This is a genomic window from Neorhizobium vignae, from assembly GCF_000732195.1.
In the GTDB taxonomy this organism is placed as follows: domain Bacteria; phylum Pseudomonadota; class Alphaproteobacteria; order Rhizobiales; family Rhizobiaceae; genus Neorhizobium; species Neorhizobium vignae.
The window spans coordinates 146,563-168,220 of sequence record NZ_JNNU01000002.1; the positions used below are offsets into that span (position 1 = coordinate 146,563).

21 protein-coding genes are annotated in these 21,658 nt (G+C 62.2%); 12 read left to right on the forward strand and 9 right to left on the reverse strand.

The features are described 5' to 3' along the window. Window positions 1-2 precede the first annotated feature (2 nt). Both GQ59_RS00855 and GQ59_RS00860 read left to right on the forward strand, forming a co-directional pair. The gene (locus tag GQ59_RS00855) at window positions 3-419 is read left to right on the forward strand and encodes a GNAT family N-acetyltransferase (protein WP_037076399.1); all 417 of its coding nucleotides are present in this window, start codon (window positions 3-5) and stop codon (window positions 417-419) included. A 40-nt stretch (window positions 420-459) separates the two neighbouring features. Next, on the forward strand, window positions 460-879 hold the full coding sequence (locus tag GQ59_RS00860; RefSeq protein ID WP_051903718.1) for a GNAT family N-acetyltransferase: 420 nt from the start codon (window positions 460-462) through the stop codon (window positions 877-879). A gap of 7 nt (window positions 880-886) precedes the next feature. Here the strand turns inward: GQ59_RS00860 and GQ59_RS00865 are convergent, their stop codons facing one another. Continuing rightward, window positions 887-2,200: an MFS transporter gene (locus tag GQ59_RS00865; protein ID WP_037076401.1), complete on the reverse strand. Its 1,314-nt coding sequence runs from the start codon at window positions 2,198-2,200 to the stop codon at window positions 887-889. A gap of 77 nt (window positions 2,201-2,277) precedes the next feature. Next, complete coding sequence (locus tag GQ59_RS00870) at window positions 2,278-2,796, reverse strand: GNAT family N-acetyltransferase (RefSeq protein WP_037076403.1); 519 nt, start codon at window positions 2,794-2,796, stop codon at window positions 2,278-2,280. A gap of 264 nt (window positions 2,797-3,060) precedes the next feature. Between GQ59_RS00870 and GQ59_RS00875 the strand changes: the two genes are divergently transcribed. Next, window positions 3,061-4,050, forward strand: coding sequence for a glutathione S-transferase family protein (locus GQ59_RS00875; RefSeq protein WP_037076406.1), 990 nt, complete (start codon window positions 3,061-3,063; stop codon window positions 4,048-4,050). A gap of 17 nt (window positions 4,051-4,067) precedes the next feature. On the opposite strand, the gene GQ59_RS00880 is transcribed toward GQ59_RS00875, so the two are convergent. Continuing rightward, on the reverse strand, window positions 4,068-4,556 hold the full coding sequence (locus GQ59_RS00880) for an NUDIX domain-containing protein (RefSeq protein WP_037076408.1): 489 nt from the start codon (window positions 4,554-4,556) through the stop codon (window positions 4,068-4,070). A 65-nt stretch (window positions 4,557-4,621) separates the two neighbouring features. Here GQ59_RS00880 and GQ59_RS00885 point away from each other — a divergent pair, with 65 nt between their 5' ends. The 3 genes from GQ59_RS00885 (at window position 4,622) to GQ59_RS00895 (ending at window position 7,007) form a co-directional block, all read left to right on the forward strand. After that, window positions 4,622-5,575, forward strand: a complete 954-nt coding sequence (locus GQ59_RS00885; protein WP_037078016.1) for a metallophosphoesterase family protein — start codon at window positions 4,622-4,624, stop codon at window positions 5,573-5,575. A gap of 98 nt (window positions 5,576-5,673) precedes the next feature. Beyond that, window positions 5,674-6,159, forward strand: a complete 486-nt coding sequence (locus GQ59_RS00890; RefSeq protein WP_037076411.1) for an RNA polymerase sigma factor — start codon at window positions 5,674-5,676, stop codon at window positions 6,157-6,159. A gap of 2 nt (window positions 6,160-6,161) precedes the next feature. Beyond that, complete coding sequence (locus GQ59_RS00895) at window positions 6,162-7,007, forward strand: anti-sigma factor family protein (RefSeq protein ID WP_037076414.1); 846 nt, start codon at window positions 6,162-6,164, stop codon at window positions 7,005-7,007. Window positions 7,008-7,169: 162 nt separating this feature from the next. On the opposite strand, the gene GQ59_RS31700 is transcribed toward GQ59_RS00895, so the two are convergent. From GQ59_RS31700 to GQ59_RS00905, 3 genes are all read right to left on the reverse strand, one after another. Then, a complete protein-coding gene (locus GQ59_RS31700; RefSeq protein WP_152564179.1) occupies window positions 7,170-7,763 on the reverse strand; it encodes a hypothetical protein in 594 nt (197 codons plus the stop codon). 235 nt (window positions 7,764-7,998) lie between these two features. Further along, window positions 7,999-9,717 carry a 2-isopropylmalate synthase gene (leuA, locus tag GQ59_RS00900; RefSeq protein ID WP_037076417.1) on the reverse strand — a complete coding sequence of 573 codons (1,719 nt, stop codon included), beginning with the start codon at window positions 9,715-9,717 and terminating at the stop codon, window positions 7,999-8,001. A 326-nt stretch (window positions 9,718-10,043) separates the two neighbouring features. Next, complete coding sequence (locus GQ59_RS00905; protein WP_037076419.1) at window positions 10,044-11,228, reverse strand: benzoate/H(+) symporter BenE family transporter; 1,185 nt, start codon at window positions 11,226-11,228, stop codon at window positions 10,044-10,046. 283 nt (window positions 11,229-11,511) lie between these two features. Here GQ59_RS00905 and GQ59_RS00910 point away from each other — a divergent pair, with 283 nt between their 5' ends. The 4 genes from GQ59_RS00910 to GQ59_RS00925 all read left to right on the forward strand — a co-directional run bounded on the left by GQ59_RS00910 (window position 11,512) and on the right by GQ59_RS00925 (window position 17,682). Next, window positions 11,512-12,456 carry a sensor domain-containing diguanylate cyclase gene (locus tag GQ59_RS00910; RefSeq protein WP_051903778.1) on the forward strand — a complete coding sequence of 315 codons (945 nt, stop codon included), beginning with the start codon at window positions 11,512-11,514 and terminating at the stop codon, window positions 12,454-12,456. Window positions 12,457-12,632: 176 nt separating this feature from the next. After that, window positions 12,633-13,604: a class I SAM-dependent methyltransferase gene (locus GQ59_RS00915; RefSeq protein WP_084682928.1), complete on the forward strand. Its 972-nt coding sequence runs from the start codon at window positions 12,633-12,635 to the stop codon at window positions 13,602-13,604. Window positions 13,605-13,855: 251 nt separating this feature from the next. Then, on the forward strand, window positions 13,856-16,543 hold the full coding sequence (locus GQ59_RS00920; protein ID WP_051903721.1) for a bifunctional diguanylate cyclase/phosphodiesterase: 2,688 nt from the start codon (window positions 13,856-13,858) through the stop codon (window positions 16,541-16,543). A 104-nt stretch (window positions 16,544-16,647) separates the two neighbouring features. Continuing rightward, window positions 16,648-17,682 carry a MerR family transcriptional regulator gene (locus GQ59_RS00925; protein ID WP_037076423.1) on the forward strand — a complete coding sequence of 345 codons (1,035 nt, stop codon included), beginning with the start codon at window positions 16,648-16,650 and terminating at the stop codon, window positions 17,680-17,682. 100 nt (window positions 17,683-17,782) lie between these two features. Here GQ59_RS00925 and GQ59_RS00930 read toward each other — a convergent pair whose 3' ends face one another. Continuing rightward, complete coding sequence (locus GQ59_RS00930; protein ID WP_244447884.1) at window positions 17,783-18,373, reverse strand: ATP-dependent Clp protease proteolytic subunit; 591 nt, start codon at window positions 18,371-18,373, stop codon at window positions 17,783-17,785. Window positions 18,374-18,588: 215 nt separating this feature from the next. Here GQ59_RS00930 and GQ59_RS00935 point away from each other — a divergent pair, with 215 nt between their 5' ends. Both GQ59_RS00935 and GQ59_RS00940 read left to right on the forward strand, forming a co-directional pair. Beyond that, on the forward strand, window positions 18,589-19,173 hold the full coding sequence (locus GQ59_RS00935; protein WP_037076425.1) for a HupE/UreJ family protein: 585 nt from the start codon (window positions 18,589-18,591) through the stop codon (window positions 19,171-19,173). 97 nt (window positions 19,174-19,270) lie between these two features. Beyond that, window positions 19,271-20,119: a DUF2076 domain-containing protein gene (locus tag GQ59_RS00940; protein ID WP_037078023.1), complete on the forward strand. Its 849-nt coding sequence runs from the start codon at window positions 19,271-19,273 to the stop codon at window positions 20,117-20,119. Between the two features lie 117 nt (window positions 20,120-20,236). Here GQ59_RS00940 and queF read toward each other — a convergent pair whose 3' ends face one another. Next, window positions 20,237-20,701, reverse strand: coding sequence for a preQ(1) synthase (gene queF, locus GQ59_RS00945; RefSeq protein ID WP_037076427.1), 465 nt, complete (start codon window positions 20,699-20,701; stop codon window positions 20,237-20,239). Then, window positions 20,698-21,612: a cation diffusion facilitator family transporter gene (locus GQ59_RS00950; RefSeq protein ID WP_037078025.1), complete on the reverse strand. Its 915-nt coding sequence runs from the start codon at window positions 21,610-21,612 to the stop codon at window positions 20,698-20,700. Before GQ59_RS00950 ends, queF begins: the two co-directional genes overlap by 4 nt. Window positions 21,613-21,658: the final 46 nt, after the last annotated feature.

The window sequence follows — 21,658 nt, forward strand, 5'->3', positions numbered from 1 at the left end:
GCATGACGCAGCTTGATGTGACCGCCTCGCCCTCCCCCGAGGAACTGGCCGTGATCGGCGAAGGACTGGCCGCCTTCAACGACGCCGACGTCGGCCCCTCGGAACGCAAACCGCTCGCCGTGCTGATCCGGGATGTCGAGGACAAGGTGATCGGCGGGCTTTCCGGCTACACCGCTTGGGGCTGGCTGTTCACGCAATGGCTGTTCATTCCCGACTCGCTGCGGGGTGAAGGCATGGCCGGCAAGCTGTTGAGCCAGGCCGAGGAGGAAGCCCGCGCCCGCGGCTGCCACGGCGCCTGGATCGACACGTTCAGCCCGGTCGCCCGCAAGGCCTATATGCGCCAGGGCTACGAGATCTTCGGCGAGCTGCCGGAATTTCCGAAGGGCCGCACCCGCACCTTCCTGAGGAAAGCTCTGTAGTCTATCCATTCGCTCCGAAAATGGGACGAAGAAGCGCCGCATGGATATCGACCTGAAACTCACCGAAGGCATGAACGCGGACGAGGAGGATTTCATCCTCGAACGGCTGATGACACACAATGCTGTCACTTTCGGCCCCAGCAACCGTCGGGAACTGGCGGTGCCGCTGCATGGCGAGGACGGCGACCTGATCGGCGGACTAACCGGCTATACCGGCCGCGGCTGGCTCTATATCTCGATGCTCTATGTGCCGGACGAGTTGCGCGGCCAGGGCCTCGCTGGCCGCATGCTCGACATGGCGGAAGCCGAAGCCAAGGCCCGCGGCGCGATCGGCGCCTATATCGACACCATGAACCCGGCAGCGCTCAAGCTCTATCTCAAGCAGGGTTACACCGAGATCGGCACGCTGAAGGGCCTCGAAGGAGGCCATTCGGTGACGTGGCTGGAAAAGCGGTTCTGACCGGCGCTTAGGCCAGGGAAACCTGGCGCGTCTCCGCATTGATCATCGTGGCGGCAACCGCCGCGATCACCAGCAGGCCGGCGAAAATGCCGATCGTCAGGCCGAGACCCTGGACCACGACATAACCGACCAGCGAGGGCGCCAGCAGGCCGCCGAGACGGGCCATCGCGCCGGCGGCTCCCATGCCGGTCGCCCGCGACGCGGTCGGATAGAGTTCCGGCGTATAGGCGTAAAGCGCACCCCAGGTGCCGAGCAGCGCGAAGCTCATGATCAGCAGCGCGGCCCCGACCAGGAGGGCACTCGGTGCGACGACGAACATCAGGCAGCCGAGTGCCGAGAGCAGGCAGAACCCGATCAACGTCGGCTTGCGGCCCCATTTTTCCACGCCATAGGCGGCGAGCGCATACCCTGGAAGCTGGGCGAGTGCGACCAGGACCAGAAAGCCGTAACCTCGCACGAAACCGAAGCCCTCGCCGGCGAGCCTTGCCGGCATCCAGGTAAAAACGCCGTAATAGGAGACCGAGACAAGGAACCAGATCGCCAGGATCATGATGCTGCGCTGGCGCAGCTCGCCCGAGAAGATGCCGGTCGTCTTGACCGCCGGTGGCGAGACGAGGTTGGTTCCCGCCCCGAGCGGCGGATGGCCATTGACAGCGAGCATCCGCTCGACAATCGCCTTGGCCTCCTCGTTGCGGCCGGAGCGCAGCAGGTAGAGCGGCGATTCCGGCACCAGGAAACGCAGGCCGAGACCGGCGACCGCCGGAATGGCGGTGACCGCGAAGATATAACGCCAGGCATCCGCGACGCCGGCAAGGCTTGCGGCCCAGGCGGCGAGCGCGACGATCAGCGTTCCGATCGCCCAGAAACCTTCGAGCAGAACCAGCCAGCGACCGCGGTTCCTGGCGGGCAGGAATTCCGCCATCATCGCATAGTCGACCGGCAGCGTGCCGCCGACGGCAGCGCCAGTGAGAAAGCGCAGCACAAGCAGGATGGTGAAATCCGGGGCAAAGATGGAGAGCGTGCCGAACACCGCGTCGCAGGCGACCGTGACGATCAGCACCCGGCGGCGGCCGATCCGGTCGGCGAGCCTGCCGAAACCGAGCGCGCCGAGCAGCATGCCGAGAAAGAAGGCCGTGCCGGTCTGCAGCGCCTGCGGCACGGTCAGCCCGAAACTTGCCGCGATAGAGGCGGCGGTGAAACCGACCGCCAGCACCTGCATCGCATCGGCCGTCCAGACGAGGCCGAAAACACCCATCAGCCGTCGCTGATAGGTCCCTGCCCCGGCGCGGTCGAGCGCCTCGTCCATGGTGATTGCTGCCATCGGCCTGTCCCCTCGCGCTTTCCGAATCGTGTGGCCGGCATGGCCGACCGATCTTAGAAAGGCTTAAAGGAATTGGCCTATCCGCGCCAGCCGATGACGCCTTTCAGCCGCGGATGGACATCCTCGCCGAGCGGCACGACCAGAACCCGGCCGGGATCGACAGGGCCTGGGAATTCCAGCGCGCCATAGGCAACCTTCTCGAACCCGAGCGGGCCGTAATAGGGCGGGTCGCCGACCAGGATCACCGCTTCGGACCCCTTGCGTTTCGCCGCTTCGATGGCAATCCGCACCAGTTCGCGGCCGATGCCCTGGTTCTTGTGCGACGGCCGCACCGCAAGCGGCCCGAGCAGATGGCCTTTCACCGAACCCGCATGGATCGGCGTCATCCTGACCGAAGCGATCGTTTCGCCGTCATCGGCACAGACGAAGGAGAGTGTCCGGTCATGCGGCCCCTGCTCGCGGATACGGGCGGCCGCGCGGGTATGGCGCCCGGGGCCGAAGGCTTCCGCGTTGATGAGTTCGATGACCGCGTCATGGGACGAGTCTTCCGTGAGATAAACGAGGTCGTGCTTATAGAGAACGTTGTGCTGAGACATGGATGGACCGAAGCCGTAGGATAGAGAGCGGACAGGACAAGGGATCTCGATGACGCCATTGGCCGGCGTCTTGGTCGATAATCAGCGTCGTCGCAGTGCCCGTACTTCGGTCATGGAGGGAATTATCCTTGAAATCCGGAAAGCGAATTAGCAGGAAAATTTCTGGTCGTCCAACGCAAAAACACAGCGTTCAGAAAATCGCGCCTCGTATTCGGCCGACAGTGCCGTATCTTGGCAGCCAATGGACAAATGAAGGAGATCGCCATGGGCAGGCTCGTTGAAGGAAAGTGGCAGGACGTCTGGTACGACACCAAGGAAAACAAGGGCCATTTCAAGCGGGCCGAATCGCAGTTCCGCAACTGGGTGACCGCGGATGGCGCGGCCGATCCCTCCGGCAAGCAAGGTTTCAAGGCCGAGGCCGGACGTTATCACCTCTACGTTTCCTATGCCTGCCCCTGGGCGCACCGCACTCTGATCTTCCGCAAGCTGAAGAAGCTCGAGGAGCTCATCTCGGTCTCCGTCGTTGATTACCTGATGCTGGAAAACGGCTGGGAGTTCAAGAAACGCGATGGCGCCACCGGCGACCACCTGTTCGGCTCGGACTACCTCTACCAGGTCTACCTGAAAGCCGATCCCAATTATTCCGGCCGCGTCACGGTGCCGGTCCTGTGGGACAAGCTTGAGAACACCATCGTCTCGAACGAAAGTTCGGAAATCATCCGCATGTTCAACAGCGCCTTCGACGGACTGACGAGCTCGAGGGCGGATTTTTATCCGCAAGCGCTGCGCGGCGAGATCGACGCGCTCAACGCCGTCGTCTACGACACCGTCAACAACGGCGTCTACAAGGCAGGCTTCGCGACCGCCCAGGACGCCTATGAGGTCGCCGTCACCCGGTTGTTCGAAACGCTCGACACGCTGGAAAAGCGCCTCTCAGGCAGCCGCTACCTGTTCGGCGACACAACGACGGAAGCCGACTGGCGCCTGTTCACCACGCTGCTGCGCTTCGATCCGGTCTATGTCGGCCACTTCAAGTGCAACATCCGCCGCATCGCGGACTACCCGAACCTGTCCGGCTATCTCGCTGATCTCTATCAGCAACCGGGCGTCGCCGAGACCTGCAATCTCTTCCACATCAAGCACCACTATTATGGGAGCCACAAGACCATCAACCCGACCGGCATCGTCCCCGTCGGCCCGGTCATGGATCTGGATACGCCGCATGCGCGGGAGAGAGTGAAGCGGGTGGCATGATTTGACGCATCCGCCTCTCACCAGTAATCCGCCCTCTCCGCCTCGCCGCTCAACTCCCGCAACCGCCGCAGCGTCGCCGCAGTCGTATCCTTCGGTAGCGCATCGAGCGCAAAGAACCCGCTCTCGGCAATCTCCCGGTCCGGCAAACGCGGTGCGGTCTGCTCCACGGTGACCCGGTAGAGCAGGACATGGTCACGCCTGCTGGCATTGCGGTTGTAGTAAGCGTGGAAAAGCGCGATCTCCCCGCGGATTTCGAGATTGCCCTCCTCGCGCAACTCCTTGCGCAGCGCCTCAAGCGCCGTCTCCCCGCGCTCGACGCCGCCGCCCGGCATGTACCAGCCGGGCACATAGGTATGGCGGACGAGGAAGATGCGGCCCCCGGCATCGAAGCATGCGGCGCGCACCCCGAGCGTCATGCCGCGGGTCAGCATGAAAACCCGGTGCAGCAGCCAGACGACGACCCGGGTCCGCAAACCGCGGATTTCCGGCACGCCTTCGCCGCTCATTCATAACTCCGGGAGCGTCCAGAAAATCGATAACGATTTCCGCCCTCATGCGTTATGTGTGCGCCATGTTCAAATTCGCGCATATTTCCGACATCCATCTGGGGCCGCTTCCAAAACTCACGCTTCGCGAGCTGTTCTCGAAGCGGATCACCGGGTTTGTGAACTGGCACCGCAATCGGCGCAAGCACCTTTTCGTCAATACGCTCGACCTGCTTTTGAGCGATTTGAAGACGCGCGAACCGGACCAGCTGGTCATCACCGGCGATCTCGTCAACCTGGCGACCAAGATCGAGACGCGGCTTGCCGGCGAGTGGCTGCACACCATCGGCGAGCCCTATGACACGACGGTCGTGCCCGGCAACCACGACGCCTATGTTCCGGGCGCGCACGACAAGTCGGTCAACGAATGGTATCCGTTCATCAAGAGCGACGACGATCCGGCCGAATGGCCCGAAGACGACCATATCTTCCCGACCCTGCGCCGGCGGGGTCCGCTCGCCATCATCGGCTGCTCGACCTCCAATGCCACCCTGCCCTTTTCAGCGTCGGGTTATTACGGCTCGCGCCAGGCGCGCGAAACCGTCAACCTGTTGAAACAGGCAGGCGAGGAAGGCCTCTTCCGGGTGGTGCTGATCCACCATCCGCCGATCCGGGGTGCGGCCTCCTCGCACAAGCGCATGCTCGGCATCCGGCGTTTCGCGGCCGCGATCTCCACCGGCGGCGCGGAACTGGTTCTGCACGGCCATACCCACCTCAACACGCTCTATTGGCTGCGAAGCCATACCGGCAACGTGCCCGTGGTCGGCATCGCGTCGGCGTCTCAGGGGCCCGGCGGGCACAAGCCGCGCGCCGCCTACAATCTATTCACGCTGTCCGGCGAGGACGGTGCCTGGAACCTGCTCTGCGAGCGTTACAGCCTCACCGAGCGGGGCGACGGCGTCGCGCTCGACAACAGCCGGCTTCTCTACGGCCACGAGCCGGCGACGATGTCGATTCCGCAAGTGGCGAGAATGTTGTAGAAACAATGCCGTGATTGTTGCGGAATCGCCACAATCTCGTCATAACTAATAGCTCGTTCTGGTTATTGCAGTATATCATAGGTAAATCGCCCCTATCCATGACCCAATCGAGCCCATCGACCGACATCCGGCGCGATCTCGTAGCGCTCCTGCCGCGCCTGCGCCGATTTGCGCTGACGCTGACGGGAAGTGCGGCCGAGGCCGATGATCTGGTGCGTGAAGCGGCAGGCCGGGCGATCCAGAAAAGCCATCACTGGAAGGGCGAAGGCCGGCTGGAAAGCTGGCTTTTCAGCATGATCCGCAGCACATTCGTGGACGAAGCCAAGAAGCGCCGTCGCGCTGAGGGCAATGCCGCCGGCGACGCTGCCACGGCCGGAAGTTCCCGTCCGTCGAAGAAGGACACTCTCGCTTGCCTGCCGGACGGGCTGGCGAGCGTTTTCCTGCTCGCCGATGTGGAAGGTTTCGCCTATGCGGAGGCGGCAGCCATTCTCGGCATCCAGCCGGATCTCTTCGCCGCCCGCCTTTGCACCGCACGTCTCAGCCTGGCGGCCGCCGCCGCCGAAACGAGCGAGCGGAGAGCGTGAGGATGAACATTCCCCAGCCGTCGCCGCTCGAACTGCGGCTTTCCGCCTATATCGATGGCCGGACCAGCGACGATGACAGGCATGACGTCGAGGAGTTTCTGGTCAACGACCCGCAGGCCCGCTCCCTGCACGATGCGCTGAAGCGCGGCGCCGATCTCGGCCGGCGCGCGTTTGACGAGATGCTGAAGGAGCCGGTGCCGCTGGATCTGGTGCGCACCATCAAGAATGCGCCGCTGCCGCGCCGGGCCGTACGCCTGCCGAACGGGCCGCGCCCGACGCTTTCCTTCAAGCCGTCCGGCCTGCAGGCGGTCGCCGCCTGCGCCCTGTTTTTCGTGCTCGGCGGCGGCATCGGCTATATGATCGGCGGCAACCCGGCCGTGCCGCAGTTTTCGATGATTTCCATGCCCGGCAGCAGCAGCCGAGACTGGCTGGACGATATCATCGCCCATTACCGGCTCTATGCGCGCCAGACCAATCATCTCGTCGAAATCCCCGCCGAAAGGCCAGCCGATATCCTCGAATGGCTGACGACCAATACCGGCGTCGGTTTTCGGATCCCCGATCTCAGCGACAGTGGCCTGACCTTCCAGGGCGCCCGCCTGTTTGCCGCCGGCGGCGGGCCGGTCGGCCAGCTTCTCTACCGACGTACCGATGGCGATGGGGCCGGCGACGTGATCGCCATTTCCTTCACCAAGACCCGGCCCGAGGGCAGCCGCTCGATCGAGGAGATCCGCAACGACACGGGCCTCGTGTCCTGGGTCACGCCGCTGGCCACCTACATGATCGTCGGCCCCTCGTCCGCGGCAGATCTGGATGATATCGCGGCCAAGGCGGCGGGGCTGATTTAGGCTACGACATACGGAAACGTCAGGCTGACTTTAGCGCGCCTTAGAATCAAGCGAGTTATCTGTGGGCAGTGAACTGCAGTAAAGTTAAAATTAATGACAAAAAACGTGGATGCATCTGCCGGCGAAGATGTCTTCATCACAGCCATCAATAATGTTCAAGCTTTATTTTCTTAATAATTGCCCGAAGTATGTTGCTGCAAATATCATCAAAGTAAGAAATACAGCGCAAAAAATATACCAGGCAAATGACGCAATGACTATGATAAAAGCGCCACCGAGCAAAACTTCACCCGAGCCGCCGTATCGCCCTTGCTGCGGATGCCAATATGTCGCCAACAATACCGCCAAAGAGAAAATTATAATCCAAAAGCTATCCTTCATGAAATTCTGGAATTTATAACTTTCATTCTTGACTTGAGTAAAAATAGAAAAATAACGTACGATCAAAATAAAAAATAAAAATGAAATAGAAAATACAATAATCGGAAATAAATATAATGAAAGAATCAATCTGCAACGTAACAAACTTGTATCTCGCTCAAGAATCAACAATGAATTAATGCTTGAGCTGGCAGAATTCAAAACTTCTTCGCAGAAAGAATCGCCTAAGCGGAAAAAACCAATAAAAATACCCGAGATAAAAAAAATAAAAAACGAATATATGAGTATTTTTCGGAATAAAATTTTTAATAAATAAAACTCAGGGATATCAAAAATCGAGAATATCCTGAAATATGATGATTCATCATCATTCACGGCAATAACCTATTCTTAAAATCAGCCGAATAGCCACGACGTGATGAAAAATTAATTCGCGTCCTATGCGTGCTGTGGTTCCTGGCACTTACGTTTGATGCCCCGCTACACTACGGGCAAAATTGCACGTCAGGCGAGCAAAAAAATAACTCTAGTTCTAAACTTCCTGCGAAAACCAAGAGGCCGCCCAGATAGTGGAGCGGCCCCCGGGCAATTTTTACAGGCCCGACCTTCCTCAGCGCCCCTCGATCACCCGGTTCGCCGCCGAGACGATCGCCTCGAGCGAGGCTGCGACGATGTTCTTGTTGATGCCTGCGCCGAACAGCTTTCCGTTCGGGTGCTCCATCTCCACATAGGCGATGGCGGACGCATTCGAGCCGTGCTGCAGCGAATGTTCGGAATAGTCGGCGACCGAAAGTTCTATGCCGAGATAGGTCGACAGCGCGTTGATGAAGCCGTCGATCGGCCCCGTGCCCTTGCCTTCGATCCGCCTCGTCTCGCCGCCGTCGGTGATCTCGGCGGCAACCACGCGGATGCCCTTGTGGTCGGTGCCGGCCGGATAGGTGTGGTGATCGACGAATTTCAGCCGTCCGCCGGGCTGCTCGACATAGCGCTCGATGAAGCTCTCATAAATTCGCTTGGCGGGAAGCTCCACGCCCTCTTCGTCGGTGATCCGCTGAATCTCCTCGCGGAACTCGACCTGCAGATTGCGCGGCAGGTTCAGGCCATAATCCTCCGCCAGGATATAGGCGATGCCGCCCTTGCCCGACTGCGAGTTGATGCGGATGATCGCCTCGTAGGAGCGCCCGACGTCACGCGGGTCGATCGGCAGATAGGGCACTTCCCAGACCGGGTGATTGGCGACCTTGATCGCCTTCATGCCCTTGTTGATCGCATCCTGGTGCGAGCCGGAAAAAGCCGTATAGACCAGTTCGCCGACATAAGGGTGCCGTTCGGGAATGACCATCTGGTTGGAATATTCGTAGACCGCCTTGATCCGCTCGATATCGGAGCAATCCAGTTCCGGATCGACGCCCTGCGTGTACATGTTCAAGGCCAGCGTCACCACGTCGACATTGCCGGTGCGCTCGCCGTTGCCGAACAGCGTGCCCTCGACACGGTCCGCACCCGCCATGAGGCCGAGCTCGGTCGCAGCGATGCCGGTGCCGCGGTCGTTATGCGGATGCAGCGAGATGATGATGTTCTCGCGGTTGTCGAGATTGCGGCACATCCATTCGATCTGGTCGGCATAGACGTTCGGGGTCGCCATCTCCACCGTCGAGGGCAGGTTGAGGATCAGCTTGTCCTCGGCAGTCGGCCTGATCACCTCGGTGACCGCATTGCAGATTTCCAGCGCCACTTCCAGCTCGGTGCCGGTAAAGCTTTCTGGCGAATACTGGAAGCGAAACCCGCCACCAGCCTTGGCCGCCATATCGGTGATCATCTTGGCCGCATCGACGGCGATCTGCTTGATGCCGGCGACGTCCTTGGCGAACACCACGCGGCGCTGCAGCTCGGAGGTCGAATTGTAGAAATGGATGATCGGCTTGTGGGCGCCTTCCAGAGATTCGAAGGTGCGGGTGATCAGTTCCGGCCGGCACTGGACCAGGACCTGCATGGACACGTCTTCCGGCACGCCGCCCTCTTCCACGCACCAGCGGGCGAAGTCGAAATCGGTCTGCGAGGCGGACGGGAAACCGATTTCGATTTCCTTGAAGCCCATGTCGAGCAGCATGCGGAACATGCGTGCCTTGCGGTCATGGCCCATCGGGTTGACCAGCGACTGGTTGCCGTCGCGCAGGTCCACCGAACACCAGATCGGCGCCTTGGTGATGGTTTTCGAGGGCCAGGTGCGGTCGGGAATGTTGATGGGCGGATAAGCGCGGTATTTCAAAGCCGCGTCGGGCATCCCGGATTTCTGGCCGGATTTCTGGGAATGAGTCTTGGCGTCCATTGTCGTCGTCTCTTCTCGCTTCACGCGTCGCTCGGCACCCGTCTGGGCAATTGGCCGTCGTCGATGCGGACCTTTAGCGGTCTTTTGTGGCTCGGTCTTGAATGTTCGTGAGAGGAGCTCTTATGCCGGGCGGGCCTTCGGCCGCCGGGCGCTCCTCAACGGACCCGGCAACCGCGCGTAAGGTCGAGGCTAAGAAGCGAGGAAAGCGCAAATACCATCGTCCCGGCCGCGGTGCGGCGGGTAGACGAACGGTCGGACATGATTGCGCCTGTCATGGTCATGGGTAGGATGTATAACTGCGTGTCCGGAATGAGGCAAGGGCTCGTCTACTTTTTCAGCGCTCGCATAAACTGCTGCAGCGCCATCATGACTCCGCCGGCCACGAGGCCCCAGAAGGCTCCGGAAATCCCGGCGAAGGAAAGGCCTGATGCCGTCACGAGGAAGGTGATCGCCGCCGCTTCGCGCGTTTCCGGGTCGCGATAGGCCGCAAAGGCCGCGTTGGCAAAGGCGCCGATCAGTCCGAGGCCAGCCACCGCCTGCAGCAGGATCGGCGGAGCCAGCGATACGAAGGCGATGATGCCGCCGGCGATCAGGCCGAACACGATGTAACCGAAGCCGGCGACGATCGCCGCCCAGTAGCGTTTGGCGGGATCGGGATTGGCGTCCTCGCTGGCGCACATCGCCGCCGTGATCGCCGCCATGTTGACCGGCACGCCACCGACCAACCCACCGAGGATCGAGAAGATGCCGGTGCCGACAAACATCACACCTGCCGGCGGCTCGTAGTGATGCACCTTCAGGATCGCCATCCCAGGTATGTTCTGCGAGGCCATGGTGACGATGAACAGAGGCAGCGCCACAGAGATCACCCCATGCAGGGTAAAGACCGGCGTGACGAAGGTGAGGCCCGGATGGATCGCCCGACCGATCTGTCCCATCGCGTCCGGCGGAAGGTCGACGCCGAAGATCAGCACCAGGATCAGCGCGCCGAGCGAGGCCGGCACCGCCCAGAGCCGCCACCTGGAAACCACGACCATCCAGGTCAGCACGATCGGCAGGCCGAGCGCGGCATTGAAGGCGACAGCCTTCACCGGCGCGAGGCAAAGCCCCAGGAGAATGCCGGCCAGCATGGCGTTGGCGAGTGGCGCCGGAATCAGCCGGATCGCCCGGCTGAGCGGCCGGAACAGGCCGGAGAGAATGATCAGGACGCCGCAGACCACGAAGGCGCCGACCACGGCCGGAAACCCGCCCTCGATCATGCTGATGCCGGATAGAAGCGCTGCCCCCGGCGTCGACCAGGCGATGCTGATCGGCATCCGGTACCAGCTCGAGAACACGATCGCCAAGACGCCCATGGAGATTGACTGCGCCAGCAGCGCCGAGGCTATTTCCGGTGCGGTCGCACCCATCGCCTGCAGCCCCTGCATGATGACTGCAAACGAGCTGATGAACCCGACAAAGGCTGTGAGCAGCCCCATCATCAGGGCTGGAACGGAAAAATCCTTGAACATGCGGGCGGGGACTCATGAATTTGAAAGTCTGCAATCGAACATAGGCCGACCGGCAAAAGCAAGGCGCGTTTGCCGCAAAAGGGTACGGCCGAGCGGGAAAGCCATGCCTTCAACCGGCCATTTGCCTCTGCCGGCAATCGGCCGCGCCTTTGTTCGTGCCTGCGCATATTCGCATCTGTTGATAATTTGGAAGGAGTTTGGCGGTAATCTCTGGACCGTGCGCCCGTTGCTTCCGGTCGGTCCGGCCATGCAACCCGGATTGCATCAACGCCCGGGAAACGCAATGACGGCAGCTCACCTTGCGCCAGCGATCGAGATCGGACAGGAAACCGCCTTTTCCCGCGATCAGCTTTATTTCATTCTGTCGGCACTCCCGGATCCATGCTTCGTCCTGACCCGCAGCGGCCGCTATGCCGCACTTTTCGGCGGCAAGGACACCCGGTATTATCACGAGGGCAGCCATCTCGTCGGCAAGAGCCTCTACGATGTCCTCGTCGTCGAGAAGGCGCAGCGCTTTGTGCGGGAGATCGAAAAGGCGCTCGCATCGCGTGCCCTGCATATCGTCGAATACAGCCTCTCCGGCAGCGACGTGAAGGGGCTGCAGAACGACGGCCCCGCCCACTCGATCTGGTTCGAGGGACGCTTGCAAGCGCTTGATTTTCAGGTCGACGGCGAGGATGCGATCGTCTGGGTCGCCAGCAACATCACGGAAAAGAACGCCGTCGAGAACCAGTTGCGCCACCAAAGCGAGACCGATGCGCTGACCGGCTTCTTCAACCGCCGAAAGCTGATGGACGTGCTCGCCCTGAAGTTCGAGCTTTTTCGCGACGAGCATATCCCGACATCCGTGTTCATGTTCGACATCGATCACTTCAAGACCGTCAACGACGACTTCGGCCATGCGGTCGGCGATGCGGTTCTGAAAGCGATCGCTAGCGTCTGTCGCCTGGAATTGCGCAAGACCGACTTTCTCGCCCGCCTCGGCGGCGACGAGTTCGTCGTGGTCATGCCCGCCACCCGGCAGGAGCATGGCATCGTCATCGCCAACCGGCTGCGCCAGCGCGTCGCCACCGAGGTCCGGGAGGCGCTTGGCCATCACGCCACGATCAGCGGCGGCTTGAGCGAATTTCTGCCGGCGGATGCTTCCTTCGAGGACATTCTGAAGCGCGCCGACGACGGCCTCTACCTTTCCAAGCGTGCCGGCCGGAACCGGATCAGCCCCGCATAGGCACGGCCGAAATCCCCTCCAGTACAAAACAGAATGCTGAGCATCGGCGACACACGCGGATCGGCAAGCGTCATTCCCAGGTAGAACCACATACCCCATCGGTAGATCATCACTTTAGGCATGTTGTTGAAGATCGATATCGTCGGCAAATTGCTACCACCTTTGCGGAGCACGAGATGACCTGCTTTTCCTGCGGGGGGCAGACTGCCCCGTGGACATATATGCCACTCGACCCGATCAAGGGCGCCGAAAACCCGTATAAAGACTTCGTGGTCTGCACGGAATGCGGGCTCGGCGCCGTAAGCCCCATGCCCCGCCCGGAAGAAATTCCGTCTTTTTACGATACCGCCCGGTATTACACCCACGGACAGGGCCATCTTACGGAGGTCGATCAAACCCTCGTCGACAGGGCGCTGCTCCACGCAGCCTGGCGCCTCGACAAGGGCCGGTCGCTCGATCCCGAGCGCATCGCCGAGGATCTGCCGCCAGGCGCCTCGATATGCGACCTCGGCTGCGGCGGCGGTGAGCTCCTCGGCCGTTTCAAGGCGCTCGGCTTCAACGTCCTCGGCGTCGAGCCGGATGCAGCGGCAAGAGCCGAGGCGGCCAAGGCGGGCGTCACGGTGCTTGCGGGCACCTGCGAGGAGCTTCCGGCCGATCTCAAGGGACAGAGCTGCGATCTCGTGATCATGCGCCATGTGCTGGAACATTGCCGCGACCCGATCCTGGCGCTTCAGAAGGCCTTCTTCCTGACGCGCCCGGGTGGGATACTGTTCTGCGAAGTGCCCAACTGCGCGGCCACCCATTTCAAAAGCCTCGGCGTCTGCTCGGCCATGTTCGACGCGCCGCGTCATCTCTATTTCTTTACGCCCGCCTGTCTTCGCAAGGTGATCGGCCTGGGCGGCTTCACCTTCTCCGGCTTCCAGTACATGGGTTATACCCGCCACCACCATGCAAGCTGGCGGCAATGGGAGGCCTCGATCTACGACCGGACCCGCGAATATACCCCCCGTCCTTCAGGCAAGCGGCATACGTTGCTGCGGTCGATCCAGCTTCTCCTTTCGACGGCGTTTGCCTCCGACGAAAAGAAATACGATTCCGTCGCCGTGTTCGGCCGCCGGCCGGCAGTACCGGAGCGCGCGCCGGTATAGGCAGTTCCCATGCGTCGATGCGGCCAGGCGGCGGGACGAGATCGCCGAAGTTGGAGGCAAGGTTGCACCCGGATGACGCGAAAGGCGTCGTCTTTGGGGGCGCCAGTGGCGATGGTCGATGCGGCAAGCGTTTTTCCCGTCCTGCCGGTCTTTGGATCGGCGATATCCGCGCCAAATCTAACTGATGCGAGGATAAATTAGACAATCTTAAATTTTGTCGGCGACAGTGAGGGACACCATCGGAAATCTCCATGACCTTGCTGCCCTTCATATCGAAATCGTCTGGCCTTCGGTTCTTCGGCCTCGGCTATTTCTTTCCGGCCATCCTTGCTGTTGCCGGCCTCTTGGTTGGGGTGGTCCGCGCCGATATCGAAAAACGCGAACAATACCACGTGGCGCAGCAGGTCAAGGCAGCCGAGCAACTGGCCCGGGTTGCGGCCAGCCTGGAGACCAATATCCGTGGCAACGTCAACCTGATCTATGGGCTCATCGCCGCGATTGCCGCCAATCCGAACATCAACCAGCCGCAATTCACCGCACTCTCCGAGCGGATTTTCGGGGTTCCGTCCCAGCTGCGCAACGTCGTCGCAGCCAAGGACCTGGTCGTCGGCCTCGTCTACCCCGAAGAGGCGAACAAGAAGGCCCTCGGCCTCGACTACCGCACCAACGAGCTCCAGCGTGATGCCGTGATGAGAGCCGTGGAGCGGCGGACGCTCGTCATCACCGGCCCGGTCAATCTGGTACAGGGCGGCCGGGGGCTGATTGCCCGCTATCCGGTCTTTTCGCTTGCCAACGGGCGGTTCTGGGGCGTCGTCTCGGCGGTCATCGACCTCGACAGGCTCTACGCGGACAGCAACGTCAATACTCAGCGCCAGGCGCTGGACATCGCAATCTCGCAGCGGCCCATCCCCGCCGAGCGCGACATATTCCTCGGAAACGGCGCTATATTTTCGCAAGACCCGGTCAGATCGAGGATCGAGCTTGGCTACGACACCTGGTACCTCGCCGCAGTCCCGAAAGACGGGTGGCAGAGCTCTCCGCCGGACATGTTCAGCTTCCGGATCACCGCCCTTCTGATCGCCTTCTGCGTCGCCGCCCCGCTCTTCTGGGCCGGGCTGTTGATGAAACAGCGCCACGGCCACATCCTCACCCTGCAGCAGCGCGAGGAACAGCTGGAAACGCTGTCCCAGCGCCTCGAACTTGCGCTTCAGGCCTCCGGCGTCGGCGTCTGGGAATATGAACCTTCGACCGACACGCTGATCTGGGACCAGCGCATGTGCGAGCTCTACGACGCGCCGGACAGGGATGTCCGCGAATACGTGGACTGGCGCGATGCGCTGCATCCCGACGACATGGAAGCCGCCGAGGCCTGCTTCCGCAAGACGCTCGAGGATGAAACGAGCTACCGTACCGAATTCCGCGTCGTCTCCCGCAACGGCGAGATCCGTCACATCCGTGCGCACGGAGCCACCTACCGGACCGCGGCAGGCGTCAAGCGGGTGGTCGGCGCCAACTGGGACGTCACCAGGGACGTTACGCTGCATTCCGAACTGCGGCAGGCCCAGACGAAGGCCGAGTTGCAGAACGACGAACTGCGTTCGGCAAGGCGCACGCTCGAACATCAGTCGCTGCACGACGCCCTGACCGGCCTGCCGAACCGGCGCTTCCTCGACCAGTTCATGACCGCCGGAGAGAACCAGGCTGCAGGTCACCGGCTGGCATTCATCCACATCGATCTCGACCGCTTCAAGGAGGTCAACGACACGCTTGGCCATGCGGCGGGCGACGCGGTCCTGAAGGCGGCCACGTCCCGCCTGCTCGAACTGATCGACCACGACGAGTTCGCCTCGCGCATCGGCGGTGACGAATTCGTCGTCGTGACCGGGGGGCCGGAACCGCAGCGCCGGGCCGAATACCTCGCCCAGTCGATCGTCAATACCCTTGCCCGCCCCATCGATATCGGCGGGCATGAATGTCGCATCGGCTGCAGCGCCGGCATCGCCTGCCAGTCTGCAGCCGGCGAGGAACTGAGCCAGCTGCTAATCAATGCCGATATCGCGCTCTATGAAGCCAAGAAGCGCGGCCGCAACCGAGTCGAGGTTTTCTCGAAGGAACTGCGCTCGGCGGTTGTGCTGCGCAAGCGCATGTCCGACGAGTTCCTGAGCGCGCTCGAAGGCGACCAGATCATCCCCTTTTTCCAGCCTCAGTTCGATGCGCATTCGCTCGCCATAGTCGGCGTCGAGGCGCTGGCGCGCTGGCAGCATCCCAAACGCGGCCTGCTGGCACCGGACAGTTTCCTGGCGATTGCCGAGAGCCTGCACCGGTCGGCCGATATCGATGCGATCATTCTGGAAAAGGCGCTCTTCCAATCGGCGAGATGGAGCGCGCTCGGGCTCGATATCCCGCATCTTTCCGTCAACATCTCGGCGCAGCGCCTGAAGGACGAGAGGCTGTTCAAACGACTGGCCGAACTGCCGATCGCGCCCGGGACCCTTTCGTTCGAACTTCTCGAATCGATCTCCTTCGAGGATCAGGACAAGGACCTGAGATCCGCCATTCTCGACCTCAAGGCGCTCGGGATCGATATCGAAATCGATGATTTCGGCACCGGCCATGCCTCGATCGTCAGCCTTCTCGAACTCGGGCCCAAGCGGCTGAAAATCGACCGCAAGCTGATTGCGCCGCTCGAAGCCGCCGGCTCGCAGCGCCGACTGGTCGCCTCGATCATCGAGATCGGCCGCTCCCAGGGCATCGAGATCGTCGCCGAAGGGGTGGAGACGGCAGCGCATGTGGACATCCTGCGCAGCCTCGGCTGCCAGACCCTGCAGGGATACGTCTTCGCAAAACCGATGCCGGCCGACGAGTTCATCACATTCGCGACGGACTGGCGGGCAGGCAACCATACGTGGTTCGCGCCATCGGCGGCGCTGGTCCGCTGAGCGAACCGCGTTCGGAAAAAATCGCGCCTCGCAAAACAGATGTTGACCCGGCCCCTGGGGCTGCCCCGATAGGAGGAGCGGTCAACAACCGACGAGGTGATTCCTTGAGTTCTTCCGCACACTACCTGAACCCGTCCGACGCCGCCGAACGGCTCGGCATTTCCCCGAAGGCGCTGCGCCTCTATGAACAGCGCGGCATGATCGCCCCGGTGCGCACCGCGGCCGGATGGCGGGCCTACGGCCCGCACGAAATGGCCCGCGCCGGCGAGATCGCCGCGTTGCGAGCCCTTGGCCTCAGCCTCGCACAGGTGGCGCGGGTGCTGAAAGGCGACGCGCAGGACCTTGCTCCCGCGCTTGCCGTCCATCAGGCGCGGCTTGAAACGGAGGCCCGCCGGATCGCCGAGACGGTAGAAAAAGTCCGCAGCCTGCGCACGGGCCTTGCCGGCGGCGAGTCGCCCCGGGCCAACGAGTTGACGCGTCTGACGCGTCCGGCGGCCGAGATCGCGGCAGCGTTCAATCTCCCCTGGCCCTGGGGCGGCGAACCCTTCGAGCTTAGGGATGTGAGGCCGCTCAACTACATCATCGGCCCGCTCGGCAGCGGCAAGACCAGATTCTCCAAGGCAATCGCCGAACATCTTCCGGGCGCGATCTTCGTAGGTCTCGATCGCGCCGCCAACGACGCCGCCGAAGCCCGGGCAGGAATGGAAACCGATCCGGCGCTGAAGCTACGCGTCGAGCAATCGCTCGCCTGGCTTGTCGAGGAGGGCGCTACGGCAACGCCTGCCCTCACCGCCCTCCTCGTCGCCATCGAAGCCGACGCGGCCCGCATCCCGGTCATCGACATGATCGAGCAGGGTCTGGACCAGCCATCGCAGGAGGCGGTCTCGGCCTATCTGCGCAACCGCCGTCCCGGCGCCTGCCCGCTCTTCATCATGACCCGCTCCTCGGCGATCCTCGATCTCGGCGCCGTCGGACCGGACGAGGCGATCATCCTTTGCCCCGCCAACCACAGCCCCCCGAGCCGCGTCGCACCCGTCCCGGGTGCACCGGGTTACGAGGCCGTCGCCACCTGCCTTGCCGCTCCCGACGTCCGCGCCCGCACGGAAGGCGTCATCGCCTGGCGTCCGCAGGTCGCCTGAACCGCAGGCGCCATCCTCGATACACGAGAGCCGCAAACAACAAAAAGCCCCGCCGGCGGCAACCGGCGGGGCTATTCAATTCACAAATGGCGGCGAAAGATCAGATTTCGCTCTGCGACGTCACGATCCTCGAAACCAAGCCGTAGGTCTTGGCTTCTTCGGCCGACAGCCAGTAGTCGCGGTCGGTGTCCTTGGCGATCTTTTCGACCGACTGGCCGGTTGCTTCCGCAAAGATCCTGTTCAGCCGCTCGTTCATCTTGATGATCTCGCGGGCCTGGATCTCGATGTCGGATGCCATGCCGCGAGTGCCGCCGGACGGTTGATGAAGCAGGAAGCGGGTGTTCGGCAAGCAGATGCGGCGCTCCTTCGGAACGGACACGTAGATCAGCGCACCGGCCGATGCGACCCAGCCCGTACCGATCATCCAGACCTTCGGCTTGATGAACCTGATCATGTCGTGGATCGAATCGCCCGATTCCACGTGGCCGCCGGGCGAGCTCACATAGACGCGGATGTCGTCGTCGCTGGCCGCGGCAAGCGCCACGAGCTGCGTGTTGACCTTCTGCGCCAGTTCCTGGGTAATCGTCCCATAGATGAAGATCGAACGCGACTTGAAAAGATTCGCTTCCGTTTCCTTGCCGAGCGGCAGTTCCTTGGTCTTGTCGTCCTTGTCGTCTTCGTCGTCGAGCACGCTGAGAGTCTCCTGCATCAGATTCATATACCGGACATAATGTGTTCGCCGCCGTAAAACAATGGAGCGTAGAGTCTAAGACGGAACCTTCCACGGACTAAGGTGAATGACGTAGTTACCGAGCCTCCAGCCGCCGCAATTGCGATGGACAGCCACCGGGCGCTTGCCTATCTTCGCAAGTCATTCCGCATGCACATAATTTCCAGGGGACCCAAATGCTGAAACGCCTTTCGCTCACCGCCGCCGTTCTTGCCGCCGCCACAGTGCCGGCCTTTGCGCACCTCAATCCCGCCGAGCATGGCTCGTTTCTCGCCGGTTTCTCCCATCCGCTTTTTGGCGCCGACCATATCCTGGTCATGGTTGCAGTAGGCCTGTGGGCGGCGCAGATCGGAACGGCGAACAACCGAAATGCGCTGTGGATCGTCCCCCTGGCTTTCGTCGGCACCATGGCCGCCGGCTTCCTCCTCGCCCTCGGTGGCGTCAGCCTCCCCTTCGTCGAACCGGCGATCCTCGCGTCGGTGATCGGCCTCGGTCTGCTCGTCGCGACCGCCGTGAAACTGCCGGTTTCGGCGGCAGCGGCCGTCGTCGGCGTTTTTGCGCTGTTCCACGGCCACGCCCATGGCGGTGAACTCGGCTCGGCAGGCGCAGTGCGGTTCGGCATCGGTTTCATGATCGCCACCGCCCTCCTGCATTCAGCCGGCATCGCGCTCGGCCTCGGCATTGCCCGCTTCAGCCCTTATATCGCCCGTATCCTCGGCGCTGCGACCGCGCTTCTAGGCCTGTCGCTGGCCTTCGGCTGAGCCCGAAGATTACCGAAATGTAAGGGATTCCGGCTTTGAAATGCCGGAATCGCTGCCTACCTTCTTGTGCATGGCAAACGCCTGCAAGGAGGCAAGCATGTCACCGGAAGAACGCCAGCTTCTGACCGCCCTTTTCGACCGCGTCCGCACCGCCGCCGCAACCCCGCGCGACCGTGACGCCGAAACGCTCATCGACCAGGCCACCCGCGAACAGCCCTACGCCACCTACTATCTGGCCCAGGCCGTCATCGTGCAGGAAAAAGGCCTGGAAGCCGCCGCCAACCGCATCCGGGAACTGGAAGACCGCGTCCACCAGCTCGAAGCGGAGACAAGCGAACATCACCGCGCCGAACAGAGCGGCGGTTTCCTGAGCTCGATCTTCGGCACCGGCCAGGCCCAGCAGTCCTCGATTCCACAGCCCGGCATCCGACCCGCTCCCCAATCAGGTCCGTGGGGCAGCGCCCCGCGCCAGAACTACCGCACCGGCAGCGATTATGACGACGGTTATCGGACGCCCCCGCCGTCCGCCGCCCCCTGGAGCGGCCAGATGTCAGCCCCGTCGGCCGGCGGCAGCTTTTTGCGCGGCGCGCTCGGCACCGCAGCCGGCGTCGCGGGCGGCATGCTGCTCGCCAATTCGCTGTCGGGCATTTTCGGCAGCCACATGAACTCGCTCGGCTGGGGCTCGCCCCTCGCCGGTGCGAACCCGTTCGGAAGCGGCACCGCCCCGGCCGAGGAAACCGTCATCAACAACAACTATTTCGGCGATGACGCGATCCGCCAGGCCTCGGATGACAAGAGCGCCGCCGCCAACACCAATGACGCAGCCGACAATTCCGGCTCGAACGCCGGTTGGCAACAGGCCGATTACGTCGATGACGATTTTTCCGACGACCAGGCGGATTTCGACAACAGCGACTTGGGCAGCGATGATTCGATGGACGTGTAGGTTGGACTCTTCGCGCCCCCAATTACCATTAGCCCTTCCCAACGAATTGATTTGAACCAAGGGCAGGAGCGCTGACGCGGGTTAGGACCCTGCCCCTTGTGGGGAGGGGTCTTCCCGCTACCCACGTCCTCGATACGTCGCAACCCCCTGCTCCGGCAGCCACACGCCGGCCGGGGCCTCGCCCGTCTGCCAGAACACGTCGATCGGGATGCCGCCGCGCGGATACCAGTAGGCACCGATCCTCAGCCACTTCGGGGCGAGCAGGTCGACGATCCGCTTGGCGATATAGATCGAGCAGTCCTCGTGGAACGCACCGTGGTTCCTGAACGAATGCAGGAACAGTTTCAGCGACTTCGATTCCACCAGGAACCCGTCCGGAATATAATCGATGACGATATGGGCGAAGTCCGGCTGGCCGGTCATCGGGCAGAGCGAAGTAAACTCGGGCGCCGTGAAGCGCACCACGTAATCGGTGCCCTGGTTGCCGTTCGGTACCTTTTCCAGCACCGCGGTTTCGGGGCTCTGCGGAGCCTCCACCTGGGATCCGAGCTGCGAGAGCCCGCTGACATCCGTCATCGTCATTTGCCTGTTCCTTCGAATTCGACCTTCTGTCCATGTGGATTTTCGCTTTCGGGCTCCACATGGATCGCCAATGTGGAGCCCGCAATAATCTCTTTGATCGCATCTTCCAAGCGGTCGCAGATCGCATGTGCCTCTTCGACGCTCATATCCGCCGGCACGACCAGATGAAAATCGATGAAAACCGCTGCCCCGGCCCGGCGCGACTTGAGATCATGGACGCCGAGCGCGCCGACTGAATGGGTTGCGATCGCCTCGCGCACCGCCGCCTCCTCGTCCGGCTCCAGCGCCCGGTCCATCAGCCCTCCGATGGAATGGGTGATCACCTTGTAGCCTTGCCAGAGAATGTTGATCGCGACCAGGATGGCAAGTACCGGATCGAGGATCGCATACCCTGTTGCAATAGCCAGGATGAGGCCGACGAAGACCCCGGCCGAGGTGACCACGTCGGACATGATATGCTGGCCGTCGGCCGCCATCGCCGGCGAATAATGGGTGGTGCCGACCCGGATCAGGGTTGTGGCCCACAATGCATTGATGACCGCCGCAAGCCCGTTGATCGCAAGGCCGAGCACCGGCGCATCCGGAAGTCTCGGCGCAGACAGCCCGTCCCAGGCTTCGCTGATGATCAGGATCGCCGCAACGATGATCAGCGCGCCTTCGACCACCGCCGACATATATTCCGCCTTGTGATGGCCGAACTGATGGTCGTGGTCGGCCGGCCGCTGCGCATAGCGGATCACGAAATAGGCGATGAAGGCGGCGGCGACGTTGACTAAGGATTCGAGCCCGTCCGAGAGCAGCGCGACGGAGCCCGTCACCCACCAGGCCAGCATCTTCAAGGACATGACGCCGAGCGACAGCGGCATGCCCCAGAAGGCCAGCCGCTCGACGATTTTGACTTCCCTCGCCACGATGTCTTCCTTTTTGCGCGTGCGAATGATTTGCAGGACCGAAGGC